The sequence below is a fragment of the Eisenbergiella porci genome (assembly GCF_009696275.1).
In the GTDB taxonomy this organism is placed as follows: domain Bacteria; phylum Bacillota; class Clostridia; order Lachnospirales; family Lachnospiraceae; genus Eisenbergiella; species Eisenbergiella porci.
Genome location: NZ_VUMI01000003.1, coordinates 116,640 through 132,278 on the forward strand (window position 1 = coordinate 116,640; position 15,639 = coordinate 132,278).

The 15,639-nt window shown below is 48.7% G+C and carries 20 protein-coding genes; 6 read left to right on the plus strand and 14 right to left on the minus strand.

Features of this window, described 5'->3' with window-relative positions; genetic code table 11:
- Positions 1-51: 51 nt before the first annotated feature.
- Positions 52-1,047 (minus strand): NYN domain-containing protein, encoded by a 996-nt coding sequence (locus tag FYJ45_RS02820; RefSeq protein WP_021636430.1) that lies wholly within the window; start codon positions 1,045-1,047, stop codon positions 52-54.
- A gap of 291 nt (positions 1,048-1,338) precedes the next feature.
- On the opposite strand from FYJ45_RS02820, the gene FYJ45_RS29385 reads away from it, so the two are divergent.
- On the plus strand, positions 1,339-1,482 hold the full coding sequence (locus FYJ45_RS29385) for a hypothetical protein (protein ID WP_195841626.1): 144 nt from the start codon (positions 1,339-1,341) through the stop codon (positions 1,480-1,482).
- Positions 1,483-1,679: 197 nt separating this feature from the next.
- Here FYJ45_RS29385 and FYJ45_RS02825 read toward each other — a convergent pair whose 3' ends face one another.
- Together FYJ45_RS02825 and FYJ45_RS02830 are read right to left on the minus strand one after the other, a co-directional pair.
- On the minus strand, positions 1,680-2,600 hold the full coding sequence (locus FYJ45_RS02825) for an alpha-L-arabinofuranosidase C-terminal domain-containing protein (RefSeq protein WP_195841627.1): 921 nt from the start codon (positions 2,598-2,600) through the stop codon (positions 1,680-1,682).
- On the minus strand, positions 2,554-3,123 hold the full coding sequence (locus tag FYJ45_RS02830) for a hypothetical protein (RefSeq protein WP_154463395.1): 570 nt from the start codon (positions 3,121-3,123) through the stop codon (positions 2,554-2,556). Before FYJ45_RS02830 ends, FYJ45_RS02825 begins: the two co-directional genes overlap by 47 nt.
- Before the next feature lie 112 nt (positions 3,124-3,235).
- Between FYJ45_RS02830 and FYJ45_RS02835 the strand changes: the two genes are divergently transcribed.
- Positions 3,236-3,655 carry a histidine phosphatase family protein gene (locus FYJ45_RS02835; protein ID WP_195841628.1) on the plus strand — a complete coding sequence of 140 codons (420 nt, stop codon included), beginning with the start codon at positions 3,236-3,238 and terminating at the stop codon, positions 3,653-3,655.
- A 70-nt stretch (positions 3,656-3,725) separates the two neighbouring features.
- Here the strand turns inward: FYJ45_RS02835 and FYJ45_RS02840 are convergent, their stop codons facing one another.
- From FYJ45_RS02840 to FYJ45_RS02855, 4 genes are all read right to left on the minus strand, one after another.
- Positions 3,726-4,748: a S66 family peptidase gene (locus tag FYJ45_RS02840; protein WP_154463397.1), complete on the minus strand. Its 1,023-nt coding sequence runs from the start codon at positions 4,746-4,748 to the stop codon at positions 3,726-3,728.
- Between the two features lie 149 nt (positions 4,749-4,897).
- Complete coding sequence (gene lysS / locus FYJ45_RS02845) at positions 4,898-6,961, minus strand: lysine--tRNA ligase (RefSeq protein ID WP_154463398.1); 2,064 nt, start codon at positions 6,959-6,961, stop codon at positions 4,898-4,900.
- 282 nt (positions 6,962-7,243) lie between these two features.
- Positions 7,244-8,710, minus strand: coding sequence for an arylsulfatase (locus FYJ45_RS02850; protein WP_154463399.1), 1,467 nt, complete (start codon positions 8,708-8,710; stop codon positions 7,244-7,246).
- Positions 8,711-8,718: 8 nt separating this feature from the next.
- Positions 8,719-9,180 (minus strand): thioesterase family protein, encoded by a 462-nt coding sequence (locus tag FYJ45_RS02855; RefSeq protein WP_330588503.1) that lies wholly within the window; start codon positions 9,178-9,180, stop codon positions 8,719-8,721.
- Positions 9,181-9,507: 327 nt separating this feature from the next.
- Between FYJ45_RS02855 and FYJ45_RS02860 the strand changes: the two genes are divergently transcribed.
- From FYJ45_RS02860 to FYJ45_RS33030, 3 genes are read left to right on the plus strand one after another with little or no spacing between them, the layout of a single operon-like run.
- The gene (locus FYJ45_RS02860) at positions 9,508-9,759 is read left to right on the plus strand and encodes a FeoA family protein (protein ID WP_154463400.1); all 252 of its coding nucleotides are present in this window, start codon (positions 9,508-9,510) and stop codon (positions 9,757-9,759) included.
- Complete coding sequence (locus FYJ45_RS02865) at positions 9,749-11,266, plus strand: ferrous iron transporter B (RefSeq protein ID WP_154463401.1); 1,518 nt, start codon at positions 9,749-9,751, stop codon at positions 11,264-11,266. The genes FYJ45_RS02860 and FYJ45_RS02865 overlap by 11 nt, the downstream gene beginning before the upstream one ends.
- 38 nt (positions 11,267-11,304) lie before the next feature.
- Positions 11,305-11,472: a helix-turn-helix domain-containing protein gene (locus tag FYJ45_RS33030; RefSeq protein ID WP_207708383.1), complete on the plus strand. Its 168-nt coding sequence runs from the start codon at positions 11,305-11,307 to the stop codon at positions 11,470-11,472.
- Here the strand turns inward: FYJ45_RS33030 and FYJ45_RS02875 are convergent.
- The 3 genes from FYJ45_RS02875 to FYJ45_RS02885 form a co-directional block, all read right to left on the minus strand.
- A complete protein-coding gene (locus tag FYJ45_RS02875; RefSeq protein WP_154463402.1) occupies positions 11,443-11,652 on the minus strand; it encodes a hypothetical protein in 210 nt (69 codons plus the stop codon). The genes FYJ45_RS33030 and FYJ45_RS02875 overlap by 30 nt on opposite strands.
- Before the next feature lie 518 nt (positions 11,653-12,170).
- Positions 12,171-12,407, minus strand: coding sequence for a helix-turn-helix domain-containing protein (locus tag FYJ45_RS02880; protein WP_154463403.1), 237 nt, complete (start codon positions 12,405-12,407; stop codon positions 12,171-12,173).
- A complete protein-coding gene (locus FYJ45_RS02885) occupies positions 12,404-12,826 on the minus strand; it encodes a sigma-70 family RNA polymerase sigma factor (RefSeq protein ID WP_154463404.1) in 423 nt (140 codons plus the stop codon). Before FYJ45_RS02885 ends, FYJ45_RS02880 begins: the two co-directional genes overlap by 4 nt.
- Positions 12,827-13,419: 593 nt before the next feature.
- Between FYJ45_RS02885 and FYJ45_RS02890 the strand changes: the two genes are divergently transcribed.
- Complete coding sequence (locus FYJ45_RS02890; protein ID WP_154463405.1) at positions 13,420-13,770, plus strand: helix-turn-helix domain-containing protein; 351 nt, start codon at positions 13,420-13,422, stop codon at positions 13,768-13,770.
- 56 nt (positions 13,771-13,826) lie between these two features.
- On the opposite strand, the gene FYJ45_RS02895 is transcribed toward FYJ45_RS02890, so the two are convergent.
- The 4 genes from FYJ45_RS02895 to FYJ45_RS02910 all read right to left on the minus strand — a co-directional run bounded on the left by FYJ45_RS02895 (position 13,827) and on the right by FYJ45_RS02910 (position 15,637).
- Complete coding sequence (locus FYJ45_RS02895) at positions 13,827-14,015, minus strand: cysteine-rich KTR domain-containing protein (protein ID WP_276891075.1); 189 nt, start codon at positions 14,013-14,015, stop codon at positions 13,827-13,829.
- Positions 14,016-14,034: 19 nt separating this feature from the next.
- Positions 14,035-14,328, minus strand: coding sequence for a hypothetical protein (locus FYJ45_RS02900; protein WP_154463406.1), 294 nt, complete (start codon positions 14,326-14,328; stop codon positions 14,035-14,037).
- Positions 14,329-14,330: 2 nt separating this feature from the next.
- Positions 14,331-14,627 carry a DUF2089 family protein gene (locus FYJ45_RS02905; RefSeq protein WP_154463407.1) on the minus strand — a complete coding sequence of 99 codons (297 nt, stop codon included), beginning with the start codon at positions 14,625-14,627 and terminating at the stop codon, positions 14,331-14,333.
- A gap of 101 nt (positions 14,628-14,728) precedes the next feature.
- Positions 14,729-15,637 (minus strand): conjugal transfer protein, encoded by a 909-nt coding sequence (locus FYJ45_RS02910; RefSeq protein ID WP_154463408.1) that lies wholly within the window; start codon positions 15,635-15,637, stop codon positions 14,729-14,731.
- Positions 15,638-15,639: the final 2 nt, after the last annotated feature.

Below are 15,639 nucleotides of genomic sequence, written 5' to 3' on the forward strand. Positions count from 1 at the left end.
AAGTTAATCGCATGGCCCTGTCGGTTTCATACCTTTTCTCCTGTGTAAAAACTATTTTCTTCGCCCCTCATCCTTCAGCATCAGCGCATTTCCATGCACCGCAATTTTATCAAAGCTGCGCAGGAAACTGGAAATACGGCTGTATCCGTAGTCGCTCAGATTGAAGTTGGGATGCTTTTTCTTAAGCTGCTCCAGGACCAGGGAAAGGTTGTCCACCTTTCCGCCGTTGCGTTTCAGGAAGGCGGTGATCTCCTTCTCCAGGTCTTCCGGTTCTGTCTGTTCCTTCAGCTCAATACGGTAGGAGGTTCCCTCCTGTATAATGATGAGCTTGGGGCATTTGTCCTTCAGCAGGGTGACCAGCTTGGTGTAGCCGTAGTTTCTGGCGTCGAATTCGATGAATTTGTCGCAGAGCCGGCTTCCCACCTCGCCCAGATAGGTGGGCTTGCCTTTGTTTTCATTGTTCTGGACAAAGGTAATGATGGCCTCTTCGATTTCACTGATTGGAGTAACCGTGCTGTCCTGCTTGTCTTCCGCGGCAAGCGCCTTCTGCTTCCTGCCGCTGCCTGCTGTCTTGATGCCCTCCGCATTCTTGTCCTCCACCTCACCGGAAATCAAATCCAGATGGATGAATTTATTACAGGCTTTGGTCAGGGCCAGAGGGGTTTTGGATTCTCCCATGCCGATCACATACATCTGCTCCTCACGCAGACGCATGGCAAGCTTGGTAAAATCACTGTCGCTGGTCACCAGGCAGAAGCCGTCCACCTTGCCGGAATACAGGATGTCCATGGCGTCAATGACCATGGCCATATCCGTGGCATTTTTTCCTATTGTATAGTTGAACTGCTGGATGGGGTTGATGGAGTTTTCCAGAAGAGTGTCCTCCTTCCAGCCGTTTCCTTTCGCCCAGTTTCCGTAAATACGGCGGTAGGACGCATAACCGTAATCTGCAATTTCGTTAAATATGCTCGCCGCATATTTTTCACTGATATTGTCCGCATCTATGAGTACCGCAAAATGCTTCTTTTCTTCCTCTTCTATATTCATAGTCCCTCCGTTTGTCTCGCGGTATTTGTTTTCTTAACAAGTATAGCACAGCTTTTCGGGAAAGTCACGGGCGGTCGGCGTGTTGATTCCATTAAAAATAACAAATGAATGTACATGCTACGCCCCTGCCTTCCTTAACAAGGTCTGCCCCCTGTCCCATCCCGCGCTAAGAAAGTGCTAACAGAACGCTATGATTGTGTTAAGCATCCATTAAAAGTCTTTTCAGAAGCTAATACGGTTGCTAAAATAGGTCTGACAAAAGAAAGAAGCTAATAAAGGGGGCAATATAAAATGAATATCGGAATGTTAATTATCATGCTTGTCGGAGGTCTTGCCGGAATCCTTTCCACTTTATATCTGCTGGTCAGTCTTCCTGTTGTGGTAATACAGAAAATATACAGAAAAGTCCGTTTCGGCACACCAATCATGAAGTAAACGCTGACATGGCCAGATACAGATTCAGTGTACATTTTCCGTAACTGGGAGAAATACCGAACAGTTACCATTTTCCTTTATATAATGTGGACCTTGCATCCATAGCCATCAGATGGCACACCGGCAAAAAGCTGCGGAATCCCTCCGTTTTTGGAATCCGCAGCTTTTTGTGTGTTCCTTTTAGTGCGCAGCCTGCGTTATTTCAGTTTCCAGCGCAGCACATTCCAGGAATGCTTCTTCAAAATAACTTCCGTTACGCCGTCCGATACGTCCGCCAGTTCTTTTTCCTTCGGCACCACCCTGAATTCTTCGTCAAAGGTATTCTTCGCATATGGATCATCGTCGTAAAGCTCACGCCACGCAATACCCTCCATGCTGCCGAAGCCTTCAAAGGACAGCCGGAGCTTTACGTCCTCCTGCATTTCACAGTTCATGGCGAATACGGTGATTTCTTTTTGTTCCTCATTATAGACACAGGCAGTTGTCACCGTTTCCTGCTCACCGTGATGACAGGTTGCAGCCTTCGGCAAACGGGCAGCGCCCTTCAGGGAAATGCCCCTGCCGTAACGGGCGGCATCCTGGAAGGGGTAAAAAGTGGTCTGACGGATCGCTTTGCCGCCCGGATCGGTGGTTATCATGCCGCCCTCGTTAACAAGAAGCGACTGGCAGGCGATTTTTACCCGATCCGCATAATTGAGGAAAGTACACAGCAGGCCGCCGTATATCACCGCATCCAGCTGGCGGAAATTGGCGAAGCCGAAATCCTGGCTCACGCCTCCCGGCACCGCGCCTGTATCCGTAATCACGCCCCATTCATCAAAGGAAATCATCATTGTTTTATCGGAGCGTTTCTTTCCCTTGACAAAATCACAGGCGCTGATAATGGTATCCAGGAAATCCCTCAGATCGCGGAAGAAAAACGGGATATCCGTTTCATCCTCGTGCATCGGGTAAAAAAGCTGCTTGGCAGGATCGTAGTTGAAATACCGGTGGAGGGAAAGATAGTCAATGCAGTCATAGGCCTCCTCCAGCACGGCAAGATCCCAGTCGCCATAGGAGGTGTGCCCCACCTCATTGGTACAGGTACCGCAGGCGATCAGCTTTATGGAAGGATCCATCCATTTCATTTCCCAAGCACCATACCTTAAAATCATGAGGCGCTTCCGAGCCGTTGCCCCTGCGCGCTTCGCTCCAGGCCGTGCCCTTTTCGGTATTGCAGTAATCCACCAGCTCTGCCGCTTCCTTCGGCGTCCCGGTCCCCAGGTTGACCGCCATCAGGACCTCTGTCCCGCAGTCCGCCGCAAAGCGCGCGAACTCATCGGTTCCCACTTCATTGGTTTCCAGCACATTCCAGGCCATTTCCTTACGCACGGGCCGTTTTTCCTTCGGGCCGATACCGTCCTTCCAGTCATAGCCGGACACGAAGTTGCCGCCGGGATAGCGTATGGCCGTCACTCCCAGCTCACGGATCAGCTCCTTGACATCATTGCGGAAGCCGTTTTCATCCGCCGTGGGATGCCCCGGCTGATAGATTCCGTTGTAGACACAGCGTCCCAGATGCTCCACAAAGGAGCCATACATTCTCCGGTCCACCTCTCCTGTCGTAAAATTTCTGTTGTATAGTACTTCTGCATTTTTCACAATGTTACTTTTCCTCCTATGCTTTCACATACACATCCGCTACCGCGGCCTCGATCAACGCCAGTTCCCCTGAAATCTGTCTCGGGCACAGATTCAGCATCTGCTTTCCTCCGTGCAGAGGAAGTATGCACTGGCTGTAGCCGGCGAATCCACAGGTATTATCAATATCCACAAGGCTGTAAAAATCCCTCTCCCATCCGGCGCTTCAAAAAGCTTTAAGGCCGAAATCGTTATAGAAACGGATCTGCATGAATGGCTTGCAAATAAGAGCTATATTTATGAACCTGATGAAATTGCAGAAAACAGTTATCATGAATTTGTTGCCATGGGCGGAAATTATGCCGACGGCAGGGAAAAGGTCTGGGAAGATCTCGCCGCAATGAGAAAGCGTGTTCTGAGGGTACTGAAAAAAAACAGTTCTTACGATAAGGTGGCCGTCGCATGCCACGGAATGATAATTCAGTCGGTCTGTCATGGTTATCACCCGGCAAACGGGGAAATTGTGGAACTGAACCCGAACATTTTCCGGTAACCTTTCCTTTGGCTCGGATCCTTATATCAGGCTGTTCGCTGCAGATTCCCCATCCCGGCGCTTTTTAACGCTACTTCAGTTCCATCCGCACTTCCAGTTCATTCCCCCTGCAGCTTACCGTTGCCAGGCTTCCGCAGATCAGCGGCATCTGCGGAGGCAGGTGTCCCAGATCCACATCCATAATCACCGGCACCTGATAACCCTTCAGGAGATCATACACAGCATGGTATTGATCCAGGCCCATCATTTCCTGTCCGAATACCAGAGGGCGGCCGATGAGAAAGCCCTTTACATGGGAGAACCAGCCGGCGTGCTGCATCTGCCAGATAGCACGTCGTATGGCAAATACATTCAAATCGCAGGACTCCAGGAACCATATGATGCCATCTTCCTGATATTTCCGGGTAAAATCCGTCACCCTGTCGTAACGCGTTCCCAACAGATTTACCAGACAGTCCATACAGCCGCCCAGCAGGCGTCCTGAAAATTCGCTGTCAGCATCTGGGAATCTGCGCAGTATGCGCTCCTCCGTTACCTGGTAGGGAACAAGAGGATTTTCTTCACATTTTCCCGCTTCCTTTTCCCATTTATCATACCCCTTCACCACAAGCTTTTTCCCCTGCAGCAGCTCCAGCGCATCCTGAATGGATTCATGCCAGGGCTCCATACCGAAAGCGCCTGCGCAGGGTCCGTAAATGGAAGCCGTATCACACAGCGTCGTCAGCAGGAAGGTAAGGTTCGTATTATCCGAATAGCCCATATACCACTTGGGGGAAGCCTCACTGATTCCTTTAAAATCCACATAATCCAGCGCCTCACACATCAATTCCCCGCCGCCGCAGGAGATCAGCACATCCGCCTTTTCAGTATGCAGATACTCATTCAGTTCTTTGCCGCATTTTTCCGGCGTGTTGCTGATGCCGACGCCTTCCTGTGCATAGCAGTTCGGCCCCAAATCCAGGCGGTAGCCCATTTCCCTAAACCGCTGCTGGGCATGTATAAATGCGGTTTTATATGGTTCCGACGCACAGCCGAAGGATGGCGCCACAAAACCGATGGTTCCCCCATCCGGTAAAAATAATGGATATCTCATATCGTTTTTTCCTCCCGTCTTCTTTTATCTATCAGCGTCTGGACCGGCCATCCGGTAACTTCCATCTTCCTTCTCCGGATCTTTACAGCCGCCGTAATAGGAAAGCTCCGGGAAAACCCATTTCCCGGAGCTTCTGTTCAATTACATTATCAGCAGATTCTTGTTCCTTCCGGCACAATATCATCCACAAAGATCACCTGGCAGCCGCAGGCATTGTTCGTGGCCGCCAGCAGCATTCCTTCGCTGGTGACACCTGAAAATCTGGCAGGCTTCAGATTCGCAATGACGATAATCTTCTTCCCTATCATTTCTTCCGGCGTATAATAGCTCTTAATGCTGGATACAATCACACGTTCCTTCAGGCCGTCAAACAGCGTCAGCTTATAGCAGCTGTGTGACTTTCTGATTTCCGTACATTTCAGCACCTTGCATACGCGCATGTCCATGCGTGAAAATTCTTCGATATCAATTTCCTCACGGATCGGCTCCACCGGATCGGGCTCTCCCAGCGGTACCTGCTTCTTCTCCGTTTCTTCCGGCGCAGGCTCTTCTTTTATCAGAGACTGTTTTTCTTCTTCCGTCATGGGTGTGGAGAAATCCAGAAGGCTCACATATTTCTCAGGCTCAATGGCGTAAAGGAACAGATAAAGTCTGGGGCCTTTCTCCTTATCGATGAGAAGGCGGTATACATTTTTAAAGAACTGTCCCTGGATCTTCTTCAGTTCCTTGGGATCCTGCAGTTCTCCCATCACCTTTTTAGGGATGGCATACAGCTCCTGGTTCAGTTCATCCAGGTCGTAGCCGCCGTTTTTAATATAGTCATGAAGAAGGGCGATTTCCTTCTTTTCCTCTTCATTCAGGGTCTCATAAACCTCCCAGTTCCTGTAAGGCCTGAGGCGGTTCACGTTTTCAGGAGAGCACTGCTCCAGCCAGTATTTCGCTCTGTCCAACCTGTCCTTAAACTGTTCATAGGTAAAGGGCTGGCCGATTTTGCCGAATACAGTCTCCAGCATGGGAACGTTGAAATCCACGACGGATCCCAGCTGGACAAGGAGGCTCATGGGCACGGTTTCGATCTTACGGTAAACCGGCTTTCCATCCTCTTCCCCTGTTTCCAGCAGGCAGTTTGCCATAACGGTATTGAGGAATTCATCCCCCTTCCCTTCCATAAAGTCATTGTACTGCTTGTCAAATTCAAAATACTGGCGCAGGATGCCGTCATCAAAGCAGAAATCAAAGGCCTTGGTAGGCTCGGACTTGGCGTACAGCCAGAGAATCATTTCCGGCTGATACAGCTTCAGCAGGGTGTCCGGCGTGAGGTTCAGGCCTGATGAGCCTGACATTTTGCCGGTTGCCCCCTTGATCCCGATAAATTCATAGCCCTGGAAGATAGGAGCTTCAAAATCAAATATTTTCTTCGCGATTACGCGGCTGGTATCATAGCTGCCTCCCGGGCTGGCATGATCCTTTCCGCCCGGTTCAAAATCCACGCCCTCATACATCCAGCGCATGGGCCAGTCGATCTTCCAGGCCAGCTTGCAGTTAAAGTCCTTCGTAAAGTCAAAGGTTCCCTTATGTCCGCAGGCGCATTCATATTCCGCCACGGTGCAGTCATCGGAAAGAGAGAGGATTTTCGTGGTATCCCTGCGGCAGTGAGGGCAGTAGATGCTCACAGGATAGTAATTCTCACGCTCTCCTTCCTGGGCGCTCTGGGTACGGAAGCTGTCCAGGATGTCAAAAATCTCTCCACGCTTCTTCAGCGCATGAATCACATACTGGGCATATTTTCCGGAACGGTTCATCTCGGCCTGGTAACGGTAATCCATATGGATGCCGAAACGTTCCATTGCCTCCTCGAACTCATTTTCAAAATGCTTTGCGTAGTTGGGGCAGCCGTCATCATAGGGATTGGGCACGTCCACATAAGGATAGCCGATATACTCATCCCAGGGCTTCTCTCCCTCCGGTCTGGCAATCTTGGCCACGTTTACCGGGATTTTGCGGAGCCTGTCGAATTCATCCCAGGAAAAAAGAAGCCTCGCTTTCTTTCCCTGGCGTCTCAATGCCTTTACCACAAAATAGCTTGTCGCAATATCTCTGAAATTCCCAATGTGAATGGAGCCGGACGGACTGATTCCGGCGGCGCATACATATTCTTCCTTATCAGGGCGGCGCCTGATAATTTCCTGTGCAATTCGGTCTGACCAATGCATAACTTTTCTGTACCTCTCCGATTTTCTTATTTTTTCTGTCAGGCCGCGCCCCGTCCCCAAAGCTGACTGTGGATAGGGGCGGCAACCGGCCGGATAGCCGAACGGTTGCCAAAAGCGGCCTTAAACGCAGGATTTACTGAGATTTAATGTATCATTTTCTTGTTGGGTTGTCAATTCATAACTGTCTGGCGGATTCCCTGATGTGTGTCTGACAGATTCCCTGGCAACAGGTTCCATCCTCCTGACAGTTCAGCCTTCGGCTGTCCTGTAAACCACAACCGCCTATTTCCCTTTGGTCAGCCAGACGATCGGCTTGCATCCGGTTACCAGCCTTCCCTCCCGGACAAAGCCTTCCTCTCTGTCCTGAAGCTCCTGGATCAGCAGGCCGCGCAGCGCCTCCACCCTTTCCTTTGCCTTCTCGCTTCCAATAAGATTATGCAGCTCATCCGGATCCTCCGCAATCCGGAAATACTGCTCTTCTCCGGTCTGGGAGTACCAGATATATTTTTCGTCTTTTGTAATAATCCAGTGGCTGGACGCTTCGCCAAGCGTATGCTCTCCATGCAGGTATTCCCTCACTTCAGGCGTCCCGCTATCCTTCAGCGCCGTATTCCAAAGGCTGATTCCCTCCACGCTGTCGGGGATTTGTATGCCTGCCGCCTCCAGCACCGTTGGCATCACATCCCGAAGCTCCACCACATCCGTCTTCACACTGCCGGGCTTTTCCGGCCGGAAGCCGCCTCCTGAAACAAGGAAGGGCACACGGCTGCTGCCCTGATAAGCACGGCTCTTGCGGAACAGATGATGATCCCCCAAAAGCTCACCGTGGTCGGAGACAAAAAGGATGATTGTATCGTCATACAGCTTATTTTCCACAAGCGTCTGGATCAGCCGTCCAATTTGATGATCCAGATGAGTGATGCAGGCATAATAGCCAATCTGCATTTCCCGTACAAGCTCCGGATCCAGCGGGCCGGTATCCGAATCAAAAATCCTGCCCCTGGCGCGAAGCGCCTCTTCGTCACACCAGTCTCCCACTACCGGAGGCGTCAGCTCTTTGTTCCTGTACATATCAAAATAGCACTGGGGCGCATCAAACGGCGGATGGGGCCTTAAATAAGAGGCGAAAAGGAAAAACGGCATGTCCGGATCCCTGCGGCGCAGGAAATCGATGGAGCGATCCGTCACCCAGTTGGTAGGGTGATATTTTTCCTCATAAATCCAGGGTCTTGCCACCCAGGAATTGCATTCCAGGCCAGTGTCGGTCACATCACAGTCGATACCCTTCTCCTGCTTGAGCCAATGGAAATAATCATCCGCCTGCTTCTGGTTCTCCCGGTAAGGGATTTCCGGATCCCTGTAATAATGAAGATAACCGTCGTGCAGCTCCACATGGCAGAAGCCCAGATAATTTCTCAGGGGGTCCACATGCATTTTCCCCACACACTGTGTATAATAACCGGCCTTCGTCAGTTCTCCCGCCATAGTGTGCGGATACTCCCAGCGGATGCCGTCCGCATAGCCCACTCTTCTGTGGGATTCCTGCGTCAGTCCCGTATGCAGCGCCGCCCTGGCGGGCACACAGGAAGGGCAGGCCGAATAAGCATTTTCAAACCGCACACCTTTGGACGCCAGCGTGTCCAGATAAGGGGTCTTCACATCCGGGTGCCCCGCGCAGCCCATACAGTCTCCCCGCAGCTGATCCGTCATCAGCAGCACAATATTCTTTCTTTTTTGTTCCCTTCCCATCCTCTTTTTTACTCCTTTCCCTTCTCAGGCTTCCTCTTTGCGTCCGCCTTTTCCTGAAAACGCTGCGCCTGAATCAGAACCCGTTCATGCTCTCCGGTTCCAATCAGGCCGGCTTCATCGTACGCCTCCACATGAAACGTCAGTTTTCTTCCCTCCACCTGGGTTAAGCAGCTTTTACACCACACCTTCATGCCCACCGGCGTCGCCGCCACATGCCTGACGGACAATGAAATTCCCACCGTATCCTCTCCTTCTCCAAGCAGTCCGGCGGCACTTTTCCAACAGGCCTTTTCCATAAGCGCGCACATCACCGGCGTGGCCAGCACCCGCAGTCCCCCGCTTCCCGCAGCAAGCGCCGTATCCTCCATGGTTACCACCAGCTCCTGATACCCTTCTGTTCCTGCTTCCAGCATCCTCGTCCCTCTTTTCTTTCCTTTTTGTAACGGTTCTCTTCCTTCACAGTTTCCCATTACCTGTCCTATCTACTACTTTATCGTACTTCTGTCAAAATGCCAACCCCCACCCGTCCGTTTTCCTGGCACAATCGATCCGGTTACCGCCCCCTATGCACGCATTTTTTTATACGGCATATATTAAACTGGAATGATACGTCGGGGCCTGTCAGCAGTCTGCCTGAGAACGTATTTGAAAATTGTTTTCTAACAGCGGTATACTGCGTTTTGCAGTCTTTTTTGCGAAAGCTCCGATCAACGCAAAAAACGCTGCTGCCGTGCACGTTATGGAAGGAATGGATTTTCAAATGCGCTCCGGCCCCGGCGGAATGAAGGAGGCAACGAATGACAGACCTTTTTTCTCTGACCCGGCTGGAACCCGGGTACTCTGCCAGAATCAGCGGTCTTAACGCCTGTGGGGAAATGCGCAGACGTCTTCAGGATATCGGTTTTATTCCGGGAACAGCGGTGACCTGTCTCCAGAGAAGCCCTCTGGGCGATCCCACCGCCTACCGGATACGCGGCACAGTCATTGCCCTGCGCAGGGAAGATGCAAAGAATATCCTTCTGGCAAAGGAGGCTTTTCATGAAAAATAAAGCGGCCGCACTGTCCCTGCAGCAGACCTGCCTTTCTCCTGCGCAGGAAAAAACGCAGCAAAAGGTCATCGCCCTGGCTGGAAATCCCAATGTGGGAAAAAGCACTATTTTCAACGCCCTTACCGGCATGAAGCAGCATACGGGCAACTGGCCGGGCAAAACCGTGGTCAATGCCCGGGGAACCTGCACCTTTCATGATAATACTTATACCCTGGTGGACATCCCGGGCTGTTATTCCCTCATGGCACACTCCGCAGAGGAGGAGGTGGCGCGGGATTTCATATGTTTCGGGGAGCCGGACGCCGTAATCGTGGTCTGCGATGCCACCTGCCTGGAACGGAACCTGAATCTGGTGCTGCAGATTATGGAAGCCGGCAGGCCCGTCCTTCTGTGCGTCAACCTGCTGGACGAAGCCCGCAAAAAGAAAATCCAGCTGGATCTTTCCCTGCTTTCCTTCCGTCTGCGGCTTCCCGTTGCCGGCACTACGGCCCGAAGCAGCAGGGGACTTGATGAGCTTCTGGATGAACTGGAGCAGATGCTCTTTTCCTCGCCCCTTTCCGGTCGTTCCTGCGCCCTGCCTGAAGCGTCCACTCCACGGGTAGTCTATCCGGAATACATTGAGGAAGCCTTATCCCTCCTCGTCCCACGGCTGAAAAGGATCTGCAGCGCTTCCGGAAAAAAGCTCCCCTCCGCCCGTTTTATAGGCGCCCGTCTGCTGGACGCCAACGAAAGCCTGCAGGCTTCGCTGAAAAATTATCTGGGCTTTGATCCGGCTGCCATTCCGGAAATTTCAGGCACGCTGGAGGAGATACGCCAGATGCTTGAGGATCGTGGCATCAGCAGGGAGCAGCTCCATGATGATCTGGCTTCCGCCTTTGTCCGGACGGCAGAACGGGTCTGCAAAGGCGTTGTATTTTACCCGGATGAGGACTGTGATAAAAAAGACCGGAAGCTGGATCGCATATTCACCAGCAGGCTTACCGGCTTCCCCATCATGCTGCTTGGGCTGCTTGGGATTTTCTGGCTTACCATAACCGGGGCGAATTATCCCTCCGCCCTGTTGTCACGGCTGCTGTTCGGGCTGGAGGACCGGCTGGCCCTGCTCTTTTCCCTGGCGGGCGTTCCTGCAGTGCTGACGGATGTGCTGCTTCACGGTGTCTACCGTGTTATGGCCTGGGTCATTTCCGTCATGCTGCCGCCCATGGCTATTTTTTTCCCGCTTTTTACATTATTGGAGGATTTCGGTTACCTTCCCAGAGTGGCTTTTAACCTGGATCGGTGCTTCCAAAGCTGCTCTGCCTGCGGGAAACAGGCGCTTACCATGTGCATGGGCTTCGGCTGCAACGCGGCGGGCGTCACCGGATGCAGGATTATCGATTCGCCCAGGGAACGGCTTATCGCCATCATCACCAATAATTTTGTCCCCTGCAACGGCCGTTTTCCACCACCATACAAAGGGAAACAAAATTGTTCCTCGGCGCTGACAATGAAGAAACAGCCGAATTAACCGTATCTATGTATGACTTTGGCGATTGGGCTTCAAAGATGAAAGCCTATCGCAAGAAAAACCATATCACACAACAGGAGCTTGCACAGCTTATGGGCGTAAAGCATTTTACACTTCGTAGCTGGGAACAAAAACAAGCAAAGCCACCCTACAATGTATGGCGGCTTCACAAACACTTATTTGATGATTCCATCAAGCTCACGTGATTTTAGGTTATCCAGTATTTTATCAATAACGGCTATCTTTTCTTCCGTGGTTAGGTTAGAACTGTTTAGCCTGCGTTCCACCACCTCTAAATGAAAATCATTGATTTTATCGGAAAGGGCGTGAAAGTCCATATTTTCTGGAACATGGATAATAACATTCTGAACACAATTTCTTTTCATTCACGCCCTCCTTTCCATAAATACCAGACACTTTATGTTATGAAAATGTCTGTATGTCCTATTCCATCTTATGAAGCTGCTCGATTCTGGTGCAGCTTCATTTTTAGGCATAAGCAAATCGAACAGCTCTGGCATAGCTCACGGGAATCTAACCCCTGCATGGTTCTCATGCAGCCGTACCCTTTGCCTGCGACGGTTTTTTCACGCTCGGACTGTGGCTGTACGGGAGTATCATTATCACGATAGGGCGGTCATGGCGGCAGCTCTGCCAAAAGCTGCATACGGAACGCTAACATGAATCGCTCGTTTTTCATCCCTCCTTTCGGGGTCATGGCGTGTCAGCCCGTCGGCTCTTTCCCTATCGAAACGTATTCGATTGCTTTATTCAGTTTTCAAGGAACAACGGCTTGTCAGCCTGTCAAAACACACTGACGGCAATATGTTTTGATAGAGTGGCAAACATCCCTGTTCGGGAAGCGTGAAGCAAATCGACACGCTTCCACGAAAGGGAAAATGTTTTATTCTTCTCCGATTTCAAAGGATAAAATTTTCGCAATCAGTCTGGTTTCCATCCTGCGGCGTAAAGTTTCATCCACGACCATGTGCTGATTCCCGTATTCGTCTTTCATGGGGCGGAGGGAGCGTTTTGCGATAAAGCCGCTGTAATGCTTTACAATCTGGTTGATAGCCTCTGTATCTCCATCCGTCGCCGCCACAATAATAGGAAAGGGAATCATGGGATATGTAGTTTTCATTCTTCGGTTCCCTCCATAAATTCTTTGATAAAGGCAAGTCCGCTGGTTCTGTGACGGTAAACCGTGGAACGATTCAGATTTAGCAGGTCTGCAATCTCTGTGTCGTTCATATCCATAAAATAGTACAACAGGATAATTTCACGCTTTTTGTCTGTCAGATTCCGTAATGCTTCACTTAACAAATCATTTTCCACACCAACACTTAAACCATTCAGCATAAAGATATGAAAATCAGATGAATAGCTGTCTGTGGTTGCAAACTGACTTACAAGGTAATCGCCCATATCGGAAAACAGTGTTTCCCGTTTGGACTGTCTGGACAGTGCTTTCATATAATCCTTGCGTTCGTCGTCCATAGCACGCTTGCAGATGTAATCAAACTGATTTTCAATGGTTGTCTGAAAAGAAGATGGCTTCATAGTATCTCACCCCCTTTCTTGCCATGAAAGAGAGTGGATTGGACTCCTTTGCCCCCTTTCGCACTAAGTCCCGACACGAAAGGGCTGCCAGTTGCATTACTGGCAAAAAAACTTTGAAAAAAGTTTCCGGCAACCAAAAAAGCACACAAACAGACTTTACAATCTGCTTATGTGCTTTATTAGTACCTGCTATGTATTTTGAAAAACCATATAGGTAGGCGCTTTTATCTAATGTAGGAGAATGGCTTTTTTTAATGACGTACCAGTTGTAGAATTATGCCGAATGATTGTGTCGTGCATGGCGGCTACCTCCTTACAAACCGCCGAGCTTTCATAGCTAACTTCAACACATCCTCCGTGGATTCTATTTAACAAACAAAAAGACGGCGGCTTTCTTCAAACCGTCGTCTGGATTAAAACTGATTTTGACGCAAGAAAATCATGCTGCCAGAAAACGGTTTTTTTTATTTGCCGTCTGGCAGTATGTTTTTTTATACAAACCGCATAATAGGAATTGTAAAACCTTATAATACGTTTTTCTATACCTGTCGCTCATCGAACAGGAACAGTAAAATGTACAGAGGTGGTTTATTATGCGTAAAAAAGAAGATAAATATGATTTTAGAGCGTTTGGGCTTGCGATAAAAGAAGCCCGTAAAAAGCGGGGTTTAACCCGTGAACAGGTGGGAGCAATGATTGAGATTGACCCACGCTATTTAACGAACATTGAGAATAAAGGGCAACACCCCAGCTTACAGGTGCTCTATGACCTTGTGTCCTTGCTAAATGTGTCCGCTGACGAGTTTTTCTTACCTGCCGCTGATCTGGCGAAAAGCACCAGACGCAGGCAGATAGAAAAACAGATGGACAGCTTTACAGATAAAGAGTTAATGCTTATGGAAGCTCTTGCTAATGGTATTAAGGAATCCAGAAATGCAGAATAGCTACAATCTGCTTACCAATGAAAAGAGCCGATAAATTGAGGTTATAAAATCTCATTTTATCGGCTCTGCGTCTGTGCGTCTGGCTCTTTTTCAATAAAAGTATTTAGTTGTAGAACACTAATTAAAGTTTCCGTCTTACATTTAGGACAATATAACGGAAAATTTTTAATAATAGTATCTTTTCTAATTTTCAACCTTGTTTTATTATTGCAAACTGGACACAATATCCACTGCGTTAATTCCACATATACCACCCTCCAATTTCTAAATGTCCTTTGCCTTCATCTTAGTAATTTCTTTTTCTGTTTCGACCAGTCTTTTCTTTCTACCCCTATACCATTCCTCTAAACTCCAAATAAACGGAATTAGAAAAATCAAAACGCTTCCAATTCTTAATTCCACTTTGGCAAAGAAATGGGCATAGATTGCGGCAATAAATACTACCGTGGGGATGATAGCCCCCCAAGCTGGAGACTTTAATTTACTTAAATTGGTTTGAACAACCATCATTAGAACGATGGCAGCGAAAACGACGATAATCAATAGTGAAGTTGACATAATTATTTCTCCTTTTCTTTTTTATACTTGTCAATAATAATTTTTGCTGTTTCTAAATCAATCTTTGAATCAACTGCTAACCCTTTGATAAATGTTTGAAATGGTTCATCTTCTTGCTGGTCACTGATTTCTATTTTTTGTATGAGCTTATCTAACCGTAACCGAACCGTTGGATATGAAACTTCGTACAGCTTTGCTATCTCTTTTAATGAACCTGACTTTAGAACAAAATTTTTAAGAAATGTGGCGTCTTCTTGTTCTAAAGCCAATATCCACTGCGGTATTTTATCAATCTCCAAATTCAACCCTCCTTTCATATCTCCTTTAATAATATTAAGTATACTATAAATTTTATTAAAGTCAATACAGAATTATAGTTTAAATCAATCCAAAAAAACTTTTATTTTGCTATTTTCCAGTTGCTCCCGCTCTTTTCCAGTACCAAGTCAAACTGTGATACCTGTGTCGCCTTTGTCTGCTGGTCGAGATACTTCACAGCCACGGAAACCGTCACTTGACTATCGCTGCGGTTATAGATGGGATTTACCAGTTCCGAGAATACATAATCTTTCCCTATCGGCTTTAACACGCCCTCATTCACATAATAGGATAGCTCTTTAGCGGTTGCGGTTGGGTAGATTTTAAAGAATGTCGTCAGAAATTCGTTGATTTCATCCGTTGTCACAGCGTCTACCGTACCGTCGCTTTCCTTTGCTTTTGGTGTGTAGCCGGATTTTACGGGTATGCTGGTAATGGTCGGGTTCTTAATGAGAACCATGTTTCCAGAGCCATCCACATAAACCGTGACTTCATAAGCGGAACGCACTGTCTTTGTGCTTCCGTTCTCCGTGATTAACTGTTCCACAGTGAAAATCACGGAGAACTGGTTTTCATCCGCCTGCGTGACAGACCATATCTGTACCCCCTTGACCGCCGAGGACACGGGAATATCCTTGCGGATGGTATCGTTATTAAGTGCCTGCAATTCTCCCGTCAAATAATTCTTGATGGCGTTCTCCCTGCTATCAATGGAAGCTGCCGTCTGTTCCCATGAATAGTAGACCTTTGCAAAGTTCGTCACAAAGTTCTCTATCTTGTGGGTATCAACGATTTTCTCCTCAATGACCTTTGTTTCATGGATGGTATGAACGTCTATCGCTGTGAAATTTTTATAGACCGCAAAGCAGAAGCTGACCGCCAGCAGCACCCATAAGGCAATTACAATCCGCTTGTGGGTATTCGCCTTGTAGACACGGGGCTTTTTTTCTTTTTCTGGTTTCTGGTTTTCTTTTTTTCTTATTTGAATCATGG